This is a genomic window from Pseudoalteromonas ulvae UL12 (assembly GCF_014925405.1).
GTDB classification, from domain to species: Bacteria; Pseudomonadota; Gammaproteobacteria; order Enterobacterales; family Alteromonadaceae; genus Pseudoalteromonas; species Pseudoalteromonas ulvae.
Genome location: NZ_AQHJ01000035.1, coordinates 327,995 through 339,787, shown reverse-complemented (window position 1 = coordinate 339,787; position 11,793 = coordinate 327,995). Strand labels below are relative to the sequence as shown.

The window sequence follows — 11,793 nt, the reverse complement described above, 5'->3', positions numbered from 1 at the left end:
ATGTTTTATAAAGCAATCATGGTATCTGAAAATTGGAAATATCAGACCATTGTCGTCACGCTTAAACTGCTGAATAAGGGCTCAGTTTTGTAGCTGAACCCATTTATTTATTATGGCCCGTATGGATCAATGCAATCCCAGTATTCAGGCTCACCAATTATTTGAGGTGCGCAAACTCGACTATTCGGGGTTGCGTCATCCACTGTAATTGGAGTTAAATTTAAAATTAAAACTGTCATTAAACTAACTATAAAGCTCATAGTATTTCCTTATTAATTACAAAATGGGTACATCGACTTGTTTCCATAATAAGTCCTTCATTCTTTATGGCAAGTTTTTTCTTTTATTTTTATGGAAATATATGACAGCCATATATATCTCAGCGATGAGATTGCAATAAAAGAGCCTCTCTATTTGTTTACATGCTGCCATCAAAAAAGCACGACGATTTAGCAACTAACCGACAGATGAATTTGTTAATTGATTTAGTTTTGACCGCTTGCGCAGCCAAAAAGATTAGTAATGCCTATTGATGATAGATCGGCTCATATGTGTTAGGTGCGAATTAGCTCCGCAACTCCAGATTTACTTGAGTTTAAACTTTTAAATTCAAGCAAAAAATTATCAAATTGACCCTGTTTGGTAGACAAATACATTTTTGATTCACTTGCTACATTTTGGCCTTTAAACTCAAAAAACTCTGATTGTTGATATGTAGCAATGAAAAGATTACTAGGCTTAGAGAAGTGCAAGTGAGCATGAAAAGCGCCATTGGCATATTCATTACCAAAACCACCAAACTCTATGTTTCTCAATCCGCCATAGTAACTAGTTTTAAACGAATCTAAACTAACAAAGAGCTCATCTAATTCAGTATTGCCTAAATAAACTTTGTTTGAAAATGTAGAATGACCATTGCACATAGTTACTTTTACTTCCGAATGAAAAATATGTGACAGTCATAAATATCTCATCGGCTGATGCAGTAATTGCTTATTCAGCCATTACCTAAATAGTAACGGGTTGTTCACACCACTGTTAGCTAACACATGTTGACGAGTAAACGGTTTTCCCGCTTGAAAATAACCTGGTTGAGACAAGGGTTTAAAATCCGTGTGGGTGTTAAGGTATTTCAAGTACGGAATTCATCAGAGGCCGGCGGGAGTCAACTCCCGCCACTCTTTTCTTGATAATCTGAGGAAAGAACAGAGCCTGTATATATGTCAGTGCTGATATTGTTAATATCTATTGATCAGAAAACCACATGAACATATGTTAACGAACAAAAAGAACACACTATTTATTTTGTATTTTTTACAAGATAAAAACCGCTCATGCTTACAAAGTGGATCGTGTCCATATATGTCTGATATTTTCTTTTTCCATTCTATAGTTTTTCTAGTTGTCTCCATACAACTTGGAAACCATCATTGATTTGATCCACTTTGTCTTTATTCTCTAGAAGTGATGACTTACCATCGTGTTCAATGAAGTGATCAATTAATTCATGCGCCCATGCTGCATCTATATGTGCTTCAATTAATTTGTTGGGTATATCCGACTTATCTACTTGTTCGCTTAATTCGCTTAATTTGTTATTAAATGAAATTGCGTGAGCATAAATTTGATGACATGTTTTTCGTTGTTCACTAGTAAGCTTCATACAAATATCTTTATAGAAATTGTCATATATTGGAGTGCTCACAGGCTGCGGCAAGATTATGCCATTCTGGTTATCCAAAAACTCGCATAAGCTTTTAGCACAGCGATTCTTACTGTTTTTAAGGTGTTCACTCATATCTGAAAGCTCTAAATAAAGTGCTTTTAATGTTCTACGTTGTTTTATGAATGATTTAATAAATTCAGCACCTTGCCCTAAAAACCAGCCCAAGAATACTGAAAGAATCGCTATTTCTGCTTTTGATAAGTTATCCATGATTTCCTTATAACTGCTAACGATCCTGTAGATTTACTCGTTTTCAAGTTATTTTTATTAGTCTGCGAACGATAACTGAGTTCCTATTTTGATTCAATCGTTTCGTCAGTTTCGATTGGATATTTTAACTCTATATTTTAGGTGGTTTTTTGCGGTATCTGTGAGGTTACGGGGTGTGTAAAACATGTGAAAAAATTAGTATCCAATTGATTTTAAATGTTTTTTATTATTCAATACAAAATCGGTATCAAAATTAGTAATAGATTGAATAACTTCTGTTTAGCATTCATTGATTGTACAAATCACAAGCAAACTCTGTCGCGACATAAAGTCGCTGCTACAGCTCGCGCATATCAGCTTTTCTCAAAACTCACACCGATACTAATATCCCCCCGTGATCACACCCTAAAAATAAGTAATTGATGAGTCATGCATTTCATGGATGAAATGCAAGGTGAAGCTTGGCCATGGATGGCCTATCTTCGCCGTTGGCGTTCACATCTATTGATTATTTGCAGGATACTGCGTGATGTCGGTGGCGCTGAGAGTGTCCAGAGAGGGGTCAACGTCAGCCCTCTTTGGCTGCCCATGCCCGCGCGACAACGGTGTTAATTTAAAAGCTGTTGTTTATTTGAAAACGGCTTTTAAATGACTTTCGGGCTAAAGCCCAACCTACAATTTACACACAAAACAAGTCGCGACATAAAGTCGCTGCTACAGCTCGCACATATCAGCTTTTCTCAAAACTCACACCGATGCAAATATCCCCGGTGATAACGCCCGAAAAATAAACAATTGATGAGTCAGGCATTTCAAGGATGAAATGCAAGGTGAAGCTTGGCCATGGATGGCCTATCTTCACCATTGACGTTCACATCAATTGATTATTTGCAGGATACAGCGTGATGTCGGGGCGCTGAGAGTGTCCAGAGAGGGGTCAGCGGCAGCCCCTCTTTGGCTGCCCATGCCCGCGCGACAACAATGCTCATTTGCAAAGCGATTCTTAAAACTAAACACTATGGTTAATTTGAAAGCGAGGAAAACTCTTAAATAGCCGTCGCGCTAAACTCCCACCTACAATTAACATAAAATTAAGCGTTCACTCGCCTTTAGCAACCCAAACCCACAATGTTCACTTTGTTGTTGTGTACAGCTTTATTCAATCTCTGATGTTGAATGAATATATTCACTTGCTGTCATTTTGTGATAGGTCACATTGGGGTGCATGACGTGGCACGGCTCAGGATCAACCACTTCAATGGGGATATGATGATACCGCGCGATGTCGAGTGCCATTTGAGTTATGTTGACACTAAACGATGTGCCAATGAACACGATTTTACTGGCCTTTTTCATCATATTTTCGGCCCTGTCAATTTGATACAGCTCGGTATAAAACTCGTCAAAAAGCAACACATAGGGTTTTAATGACACATTTAATTCTGGGCCTTTGCTACTGATTTTAAACACATCTAGCAATGACTCGGTTAAATTCGCTTCGTCTATTTGATGCCAAGGTGCCGCAAAACGCGCAACGTCTTCTCCTTGGGTGTGGTACAACGTAACTTGATCTAATCGGCCATGAATAGAAATGTAGTCAAGATTACCCGCTTTGCCGTCTAAGCCATCAATGTTTTGCGTGATTAACGCCTTATCTTTAAGCCAGTGATGCACTTCGTTTGGCCCATGATCGCGATAGGTTGCAAAGCGTTGATAATACCAGGTTAAAAATTGGCTGGGATTGTGCTGATACATGGCGCGAGTGGCCATTTCTTGCGGGGTATAATGTTGACTCCCTATCGTCCAGTAACCATCTCGACCGCGAAATGTTGGGATCCCACTTTGCGCGCTGACTCCTGCGCCTGTGATGTACAACGTGGCCATGGATGTTTCCTCTTATTAAATTGCTGGCACACACCCATTTTTCAATCGTTTATGCGCTTTCATAAGCGATTAATCATGCCGTCACTTAAAAAGTTGAACTCTGCTCTGACCATGTTATGTGTGATACTCGCCTAAGGCGAAAATGTGTGTATTAACCAGTAACATGAGCGATACAAAGGGGTTATTCACACTCTTCATAACGCAATTGTTGCGCTAAATAATTATCGAACCAGTGTTGCTGATATTGCTGCGCCGTTGCCACTGCGCTGGTATAGTCAACTTCAATTAACGCTTGTTCATCCGCCCATTTAAAATCAGCTGCGACAAAGGTCTCTTGATCAACCTGCACGCTGTAAATAGCCGGATCATTTTCATGATTATACTCACAATACAAATGGTTATCTGTACTTAATACAAATAGTTTTGCTTGATGTGCCAAATATGGGGCTGCATAAAAATAACGATTTTTATTCATCATGTTTCCTTTAAAAACAGCGGTCACATAGCCAAAGTCAGTTCTTTATGCCATAAACCCGATAGTGCTCAGAGTAACATTTAGTTACATGCATCATAATGTAAATTTTTGGTAAATACAGTAATCAATGAGTTCACTATTGTGAATAAATGTTATCAATAAACCATTAATGGTGACTCAAGCGGCAAACTTCTCCTTAATCAAGGTAAAAACCAGAAAATAAATTGCAAATAACAATCAATATCATTAAGATTCGCGCAATTATTTTTATATAGTATTGTATCTGGAGTCTGCATGAAGTATTCAGCCCTTTTCGTTGCCATTGGCGCAGCGTTCACCTCCCCCGCACTTTTCGCACAACAAAACCAACTCGAAGTCATTGAAGTCACTGGCACTTATTTCAATGATTATAAAGTTGATAATGCCAAAGGCGCCCTGCGTACTGATGCGTCATTACTTGAAACGGCTCAATCTGTCACTGTGATCCCAGATACAATTATTAATGAACAACTTGCCACTACATTAGGTGAAGTATTAACCAATGACGCCAGCTTAACTGCGGGTTCAAAACAACGTAACCGTGAGACATTTAACCTACGTGGTTTTAGTTTGAGTTCGTCAAATGGGTATTTACGTGATGGTCATCAGCATTGGTCACACTATCAGCAGCCCATCGAAACCCTAGAACGTGTTGAAGTCATCAAAGGCCCTTCGAGCATTCTTTATGGCCAATCAGGTCCAGGTGGCTTAGTAAACATGGTGACAAAAAAGCCAACGGTTAATACCACTTTCAATCTTGGTCTCGACCTTGATCAGCAAGGTTCATCACGTTTAATGCTTGATGCTGGCGGCTCAATCACTGACGCAGAAGATTTACGCTACCGTGGGATTTTGGTCAAACAAGATGTGACTTTTGAGCGCGAATACCCCAATGGCGATCAACGTGAGCGAGATCGCTTTTTAGGGGCCTTAGTGGTTGATTATGATATTTCAGACATTGCAATGCTTCGCGTCCATTATGACCGCACCAATGACAAAGCGGGTTTAGACACAGGTGCTTGGTTAGATAACTCTGGCAACGTAATTGGTGATGATAAGCTCATTCGTGACTTTTCATGGGCGTTTACTGACATTACCGTTGAAAACATCGGCACTGACTTGAACCTTATTTTGAGCGATAACTGGACCGCCACTTTAGGCTACAACAAACAAACTTTCGAGCGCCAACGTTTTGAGTCAGCGCCTCGTAAACCAAGCGATTACCAAGTTGGCGATGAGTATGAATCTCGCCCTTACGATCGTTTTGATGATTGGCAGTTCACCACTGCGTTTATCGACTTTGTGGGTGAATTTGAATTGGCTGGTATTGAGCATCAACTCTTAATTGGTGCCAACTCTTTAGACTATTACTACGGCCAATACCGAGTGTCGGCCGATCGTGTTAAATACATTGAAGGTCAGCCTGAGCCTATTCGCCCAGATGTCAGCTATAAAACCGATGACTCACTCTACACCAGCGAATACGATTATTATGGGGTTTATATTCAAGATCTCATGACTATCAACGATCATTGGCAAGTCTCTGTTGGCGGGCGTTACGACAAGCAATCTAAAGAAGGCGCAGATAACGAATCGTTCGTACCAAAAGCAGGGGTTTTATATCACCCAAGTGAATTAGGAACATTTTACCTAAGCTACTCTGAAGGATTTGAGCCGCAGGGCAGCGAGACACTGAACAATGAAAGCGATAAAAATCACGGTATGAAACTGGACGCCATGACTTCAACCCAACTTGAAGTGGGCACTAAGTGGCAATTAGTCGATGATCGTTTGCTGTTAACTGCAGCTGCATTTGATATCAGTAAAACAGGAATATTGATTTCGACTCCATTAGACGGCGATCCTCAGTTTGATACGGTTACAACACAAGCGGGTGAACAGCGCCATAAAGGTCTAGAGCTAGGTGCTCAAGGTGCTGTCACAGATAAACTCTTTGTGATGAGCTCACTGATGAACTTAAACGCTAAGTACGAAAAAGATCAGAACTTTGAAGGCAAAACCCCTATGGATGCGCCTAAATGGTCTGCATCTCTTTGGTCTCGTTACGAATTAAGTGATGTGTTTGCCATCAATGCTGGCGCTTTTTATGAAGGTGAACGTTTTGCTGATAACGCCAATACTATCACTAAGTCAGGCTACACTCGCGTAGATGTGGGGGCAACCTATAAGTTTGCCCTAGACAACACTGACATTAATGTTCGCTTTAATATTCAGAATTTATTTGATAAAAACTACCTAGCCGGTGGTGGCACCAATAATGTGACTATTGGCGAAGGCACCAGCGTGCGTTTAGCTGTGCAGGCAAGCTTCTAATCTCAATGGGCGACAAGCGACGGGTTGTCGCCCATAACTTTGCTCTATCACATTCAGTCAACACATCACTGCTACTGTGATGATAAATCAATAATTCTCACTTCCCCTTGTGATTTTTTATGGCATGATACGGCCACAAAACTTCAAAAGCAGGCCCATCATGACAAAAAAAACAGTCACTTTCGAATTTGAAAAAGAAACCAAAAACAGCGTACGCTATCAAGAAATTCCTGAGCCGGGTCAAGCGCCAGTTGCTGGAACCATTTACTTACAAAAATGGTTTGCCCAAACAAGTAAAACCATCGAAGTGACCATTGAGACAAAGGATTAATGACTTATCAGCGCCTAGCTGGTCGCAACCTCCTTAGTGCTTGATGAAGAGAGCTTAGTTCTCATTTATTCCCTGCTGAATAAACACACTTAAGCTCCACCAAATGCACATAAAGAACAAGTTTTATTGCATTTGCAAAGCTCGAACGCTATTATTAATCGTAATGAATATGGCGAGGTGGATGATGAATTTAGCGACTCAAGCAAAATCAGCACAAGTTTTAATGAAAGCGTTTAGTAATGCCTGTGAGCATCTAAAAGTGAGTAACACTGAAAAGTGCGCCATAATTGGCGTCAATCCATCCACATTAAGCCGAAATCAACAAAAAGGCTTTGCGCCGCAGTCAAAAACCGGCGAGCTTCAACTGCAGTTTATTCGCTTATACCGCTCTTTATATGCGATTTCTGGTGGGGACAGTGCTTTTATGCAGCATTGGTTTCGTAGTAACAATAAAGCATTAAATGCCATACCCAGCCATTATGTGTGCAGCATTGTTGGTTTGATCAACACCAATGAATACCTTGATGCAATGCGCGGTAAAATCTAAACATGCTCGACAAATTTCTTGCACATTGCCCACCCTCTACATTTTACCAAGGTCGTTTATACCGAATTGTCGAAACACAACAATATGCCGCAACAACTGGACTGGTCGACAACCTCGAAGAACAAGCACTTTTAGAGCAACTGCTTGATAATGCAAAGCCACCTTATAAAGAAGGAACTGAGCAGCGCCACTACTTAATTTCAACACCTTTTCGTTACCCGCCATTAAAGTATGGCTCTCGGTTTGGTAATCGACATATGCCCAGCTATTTTTATGGCTCAGAACACCTCGATACCGTTTTAGCTGAATGTGCATTTTACCGTTTGAAATTCATGCACGATATGAGCGTTCCATACTCTGATGCAGTCAACTCAGAGCACATGACCTTTAGTGTCAACATTGCCACACAAAACATGGCTGATCTGTGCCAAATAAAAGATGCTAATATCCAACAACAATTACGCCACCCGACTGACTACCAGTTCAGTCAAGCCGTTGGTCGCTACCTAACGGAGCAAACAAAAACACATGGCTTGCGGTATTTTTCAGCCAGATGCGAGGCCGGTATCAACTTAGCCATTGCTGAACCTGATGTGATAAAGTCCACAGAGCCCGAAACCTGTTGCAACTGGATGTGTCAAACCACCATGCAGTCGGTTAGTTTTAATTTTCATAAAAACCAGCCCGTTACTTTTTCTATCGAGATGTTTTTAGTGGATGGCAAACTGCCTGAGCTTGCCTAATTGGCTAAGCGGACGCGACAACCTCTAAATTAAAGTGGATAAAAAACGCTCTTGTCGCGGCAAATAAAAATTGTCAGGGTCGAGCGAGGTAATCACGCGTACGGCCTGACCTTGAATTTCTGAAGCAGGCACCAATCCGTAAACCCGAGAATCAGCACTGTGATTACGGTTATCTCCTAACACTAAATAAAAACCCGCCGGTACCTCCACATTTGAAAAATTAGCCATTCGCTGATCACTTGGCTTAAATTGCACCGCATGGGGTTGCAAAGGCAATCCTTCAATCATTTTCTCTGTGCCTTTGATGGCTTGATAACTGAGTATTTCGGCATTTACAACTAAACGGTTATTCACCATGCTCACTTGATCACCGGGCACTCCCACAACACGCTTCACTAAACGCAGATCGGCCGCTTTTGAATTAATAATAACAATATCGCCCCGCTTCGGTTCAGCGATATCCATCACTGGAATATCAGTAAACGGCCACTCAAGTCGGTAGGCCATTTTATTCACAAAAATTCGGTCGCCTTCAACAATGGTCGGTTGCATTGACCCTGTTGGAACTGTGTACCAATCAGCGACACTGCTTCTTGATGCGAAAAGTGCAATAACAAAAAACATAAAACCGGCATGTTCTTTCATTAATTTGACTGCTTTAATACGATTAATTTTCATCAATGAGTCCTTTTATTAATAGGTTACCGTTAGGACTTGTAGGATAAACAGAAGTTCCTTTTCAGGAGGCCATGACTGCGCTCAAAGTGTAACGAGTCATTTCTAAAATACCCACGAGCTGCAGTGTTCAGCCTGAGAATAAAAACCTACATGAATGAAATCGTAGATATACGCCAAGAAGAATTTAACTGCTATTTACCAACAAGGTATTTACTCCTTAGCGAAAGCACCGCACAATAAAACGTGTTATTCACACAAAGGTTCACTATGCCAGCTAAGAAAAATAATTTGTTCCTCGATATTCTGTTCAGTGTCGTTGTCCCTTCAATTATTCTGATGAAATTCAGCTCAAAAGAACAACTTGGCCCACTCTATGGTTTACTCATCGCGCTTGCATTTCCATTAGGTTGGGCCGCGTACGATTTAATTAAAAGCAAAACAGTTAACTTTATTGCCGCCTTAGGTTTAGTCAGTGTGCTTTTAACCGGTGGAATTGGCTTATTTGAATTAGATAACAAGTGGTTAGCGATTAAAGAGGCTATGGTACCTGCTATTTTTGGCATCATTGTATTTGCATCCGGATTCGGAAAAAGCCCCTTAGTGCGTAAATTTTTGCTCGACACCGGATTAATGAAAACTCAATTGATCAACCAACGTTTACATGAAGTGGGTAAAACTCAAGAGTTTAATAAACGCATCCGACTCGCAAATTTATACTTGTCTCTGACTTTTGCTTTTTCGTCCGTGATGAATTTTATCCTCGCCAAATGGTTAGTCACCGCCCCCACCGGCAGTGAAGAATTTAATGACCAACTCGGTCAACTCACGCTATTAAGTTACCCGATGATAGCTATTCCAGCGTGGATCATGATGGTCGCTATTTTATTTTATATTTGGCGAACACTCACTCAATTGACCGGTTTAGACATGGAACAATTGATCGAAGGCGATTGATTCTTAAACGCAGTTAGCATGCCTTATAACCTGATTAATTTGAGAAGTTATAATGCAGTTATTAGCAACTTCATAAATTAGTCTAAAAAAATCAAAGATATAGAAATATTTTCTTTATCTTTGATTTAAATCATGCCAAACAATCAGCCAGTAGAGCCCAAAGGGTACGACTGGCTGATTTATGATTATCGAAAACTCGGCATAATCGCAGGGATCCCGGGTAGTAATCCCACTAACGCCATCACGCCCGTCAGCACACAAAACATCATGAGTGGAATAATCCAGCGATTCATGGAGCTCAGCTCTTTACTGCGTTCTTTACACCCGATCAAACCTAAGTTATCGAGCAACATAGTTAATGCCCAACCGAATGCAGGGTTCACCAATGCAGAAGAAAACACCACAATCGCAGCTGATTGAGTTGTTTTTCCTTCACGTGTCATTTCCATTCCAGCTTCCAATAAAGGAATAAACACCCCAACGATCAAAGCTACGCACAATACAGGTTGCCAAATCGCCAAGTCCATCGGATAACCCCACACACTGGCAATCACACAAAATACAGCGGTCAAAACCGCACCCGCTGGTATGGGTCGTTTAGCAATCGCCGCAGGCACAATGTAGGTTCCCCACGAAGAGGTAAAATTAGCTCCGCCTAAAATCGACCCAAACGTTTGGCGAATAGAGGCACTGGTCATAGTGTCATCGATATTCATTTGAACTTTTTCTGTACGCGCTGGGTAACTAATTTTTTGAAACACTTGATGACCTAGAAAGTCAGGAGACCACATGGCCACCGCCAAAATAGCAAATGGTAAAACGACGATGAAGCTTTCAAGAGTCGGTAAACCAAGCATCCACCCAGAGCTTTCGCCCCACCAGTACATCGGGTTCATATTAGGTAGACCGGGTCCTGTTTTAAACTCAAAGGGTGCACCTAATAGAACAGCCATTCCCCCACCAAGCAAACAGCTCAGTGGTACTGCAAGCCAACGCTTTTTAAAGTGTTCAAGTAGCGCGTATAACACGATCGTGCTGAGGATAATAATGAAGGCAACATGGGCCATTTCAATTCCTTCGGCCCAAGCAAATAGCTTTTTAACTTGTGAAATTGTGCCGATAAACCCCAGATACAACAATAAGCCGCCACAGACACCCCGACTGGTCAGGTTAGCTAAAATACTGCCGCCTTTACTCATTGCCAATAGCAAGCCAAACAAGCCGATCAGTAATCCAAATGCCATCGGGTGCCCCCCCGCAGCAACAACAATAGGGATAAGTGGGATCAGTGGGCCATGGGTGCCCGCTAAATTTGCCGTGGGTAATAAAAAGCCCGAAAAAAGTAAAATAAACACAGCCACAATGAGTAATTCGTAGCGCACATTTTCAAGAATAAACCCCTCACCTAACCCAAGCGGCGCTGCAAAAGTGGCTGCGATTGCCCCTACCATGACTATTTTACCAATCGTTCCGGCCATTGCTGCAATCGTATCTTCATACTCAAAACGATAATCTTTGAACGGTAAATTAGGACGCCAACGTTTAGGCTGCATAATTTGTAGTTCGTGCTCTAGGTATTCGTCTCGGGAACTAAACTCTGAGCTTGAGCGATGAAGTGTTTGGTAGCTACCCTGTTGAGTGTTGCCTGAATCACTGGGATCAGTGTGTGTTGTCATAACATCTCCTACTGCGGATGCAAATGTATGTGAAACGCAATCATAAATCAGCCTCACCATAAAAGAGCTTAGCAATAAGTCGAGTATGGGGTGATTAACACAGCAGCCGAGCTTTGTGTGCTCTGCCATTGTGTATTCATTTGTCAAATTGAGAAACGAAATAACACATGCTCATCAACCTAAGTCCCTCGTTTAA

12 protein-coding genes are annotated in these 11,793 nt (G+C 41.3%); 5 read left to right on the top strand and 7 right to left on the bottom strand.

Annotated elements, in window-relative coordinates; translation table 11 throughout:
* Positions 1-110: 110 nt before the first annotated feature.
* From PULV_RS19520 to PULV_RS19500, 5 genes are all read right to left on the bottom strand, one after another.
* On the bottom strand, positions 111-260 hold the full coding sequence (locus PULV_RS19520) for a hypothetical protein (RefSeq protein ID WP_176365226.1): 150 nt from the start codon (positions 258-260) through the stop codon (positions 111-113).
* A gap of 294 nt (positions 261-554) precedes the next feature.
* Entirely contained in the window at positions 555-923 is a 369-nt protein-coding gene (locus PULV_RS19515; RefSeq protein ID WP_227009465.1) for a hypothetical protein, read from the bottom strand.
* Positions 924-1,387: 464 nt separating this feature from the next.
* Positions 1,388-1,936 carry a hypothetical protein gene (locus PULV_RS19510; protein WP_193332839.1) on the bottom strand — a complete coding sequence of 183 codons (549 nt, stop codon included), beginning with the start codon at positions 1,934-1,936 and terminating at the stop codon, positions 1,388-1,390.
* A gap of 1,155 nt (positions 1,937-3,091) precedes the next feature.
* On the bottom strand, positions 3,092-3,820 hold the full coding sequence (locus PULV_RS19505) for an SIR2 family NAD-dependent protein deacylase (RefSeq protein ID WP_193332837.1): 729 nt from the start codon (positions 3,818-3,820) through the stop codon (positions 3,092-3,094).
* Between the two features lie 181 nt (positions 3,821-4,001).
* Positions 4,002-4,295 (bottom strand): hypothetical protein, encoded by a 294-nt coding sequence (locus tag PULV_RS19500; protein WP_193332836.1) that lies wholly within the window; start codon positions 4,293-4,295, stop codon positions 4,002-4,004.
* A gap of 294 nt (positions 4,296-4,589) precedes the next feature.
* Between PULV_RS19500 and PULV_RS19495 the strand changes: the two genes are divergently transcribed.
* The 4 genes from PULV_RS19495 to PULV_RS19480 all read left to right on the top strand — a co-directional run bounded on the left by PULV_RS19495 (position 4,590) and on the right by PULV_RS19480 (position 8,289).
* On the top strand, positions 4,590-6,668 hold the full coding sequence (locus PULV_RS19495; RefSeq protein WP_193332835.1) for a TonB-dependent siderophore receptor: 2,079 nt from the start codon (positions 4,590-4,592) through the stop codon (positions 6,666-6,668).
* Between the two features lie 160 nt (positions 6,669-6,828).
* A complete protein-coding gene (locus tag PULV_RS19490; protein WP_176365225.1) occupies positions 6,829-6,999 on the top strand; it encodes a hypothetical protein in 171 nt (56 codons plus the stop codon).
* A 181-nt stretch (positions 7,000-7,180) separates the two neighbouring features.
* Positions 7,181-7,546 carry an MbcA/ParS/Xre antitoxin family protein gene (locus PULV_RS19485; RefSeq protein WP_227009464.1) on the top strand — a complete coding sequence of 122 codons (366 nt, stop codon included), beginning with the start codon at positions 7,181-7,183 and terminating at the stop codon, positions 7,544-7,546.
* Between the two features lie 2 nt (positions 7,547-7,548).
* The gene (locus tag PULV_RS19480) at positions 7,549-8,289 is read left to right on the top strand and encodes an RES family NAD+ phosphorylase (protein WP_193332834.1); all 741 of its coding nucleotides are present in this window, start codon (positions 7,549-7,551) and stop codon (positions 8,287-8,289) included.
* Positions 8,290-8,313: 24 nt separating this feature from the next.
* On the opposite strand, the gene lepB is transcribed toward PULV_RS19480, so the two are convergent.
* Positions 8,314-8,967, bottom strand: coding sequence for a signal peptidase I (lepB, locus tag PULV_RS19475; RefSeq protein ID WP_193332833.1), 654 nt, complete (start codon positions 8,965-8,967; stop codon positions 8,314-8,316).
* A gap of 267 nt (positions 8,968-9,234) precedes the next feature.
* On the opposite strand from lepB, the gene PULV_RS19470 reads away from it, so the two are divergent.
* On the top strand, positions 9,235-9,921 hold the full coding sequence (locus PULV_RS19470) for a VC0807 family protein (protein WP_193332832.1): 687 nt from the start codon (positions 9,235-9,237) through the stop codon (positions 9,919-9,921).
* Between the two features lie 185 nt (positions 9,922-10,106).
* Here the strand turns inward: PULV_RS19470 and PULV_RS19465 are convergent, their stop codons facing one another.
* Positions 10,107-11,597, bottom strand: a complete 1,491-nt coding sequence (locus PULV_RS19465) for a DUF3360 family protein (protein WP_193332831.1) — start codon at positions 11,595-11,597, stop codon at positions 10,107-10,109.
* Positions 11,598-11,793 lie beyond the last annotated feature (196 nt).

What these genes read in the sequence shown, in the direction of transcription:
- PULV_RS19520 (WP_176365226.1), bottom strand. Translation starts at nt 260, where the DNA reads ATGAGCTTTATAGTTAGTTTAATGACAGTTTTAATTTTAAATTTAACT.
- PULV_RS19515 (WP_227009465.1), bottom strand. Translation starts at nt 923, where the DNA reads ATGTGCAATGGTCATTCTACATTTTCAAACAAAGTTTATTTAGGCAAT.
- PULV_RS19510 (WP_193332839.1), bottom strand. Translation starts at nt 1,936, where the DNA reads ATGGATAACTTATCAAAAGCAGAAATAGCGATTCTTTCAGTATTCTTG.
- PULV_RS19505 (WP_193332837.1), bottom strand. Translation starts at nt 3,820, where the DNA reads ATGGCCACGTTGTACATCACAGGCGCAGGAGTCAGCGCGCAAAGTGGG.
- PULV_RS19500 (WP_193332836.1), bottom strand. Translation starts at nt 4,295, where the DNA reads ATGAATAAAAATCGTTATTTTTATGCAGCCCCATATTTGGCACATCAA.
- PULV_RS19495 (WP_193332835.1), top strand. Translation starts at nt 4,590, where the DNA reads ATGAAGTATTCAGCCCTTTTCGTTGCCATTGGCGCAGCGTTCACCTCC.
- PULV_RS19490 (WP_176365225.1), top strand. Translation starts at nt 6,829, where the DNA reads ATGACAAAAAAAACAGTCACTTTCGAATTTGAAAAAGAAACCAAAAAC.
- PULV_RS19485 (WP_227009464.1), top strand. Translation starts at nt 7,181, where the DNA reads ATGATGAATTTAGCGACTCAAGCAAAATCAGCACAAGTTTTAATGAAA.
- PULV_RS19480 (WP_193332834.1), top strand. Translation starts at nt 7,549, where the DNA reads ATGCTCGACAAATTTCTTGCACATTGCCCACCCTCTACATTTTACCAA.
- lepB (WP_193332833.1), bottom strand. Translation starts at nt 8,967, where the DNA reads ATGAAAATTAATCGTATTAAAGCAGTCAAATTAATGAAAGAACATGCC.
- PULV_RS19470 (WP_193332832.1), top strand. Translation starts at nt 9,235, where the DNA reads ATGCCAGCTAAGAAAAATAATTTGTTCCTCGATATTCTGTTCAGTGTC.
- PULV_RS19465 (WP_193332831.1), bottom strand. Translation starts at nt 11,597, where the DNA reads ATGACAACACACACTGATCCCAGTGATTCAGGCAACACTCAACAGGGT.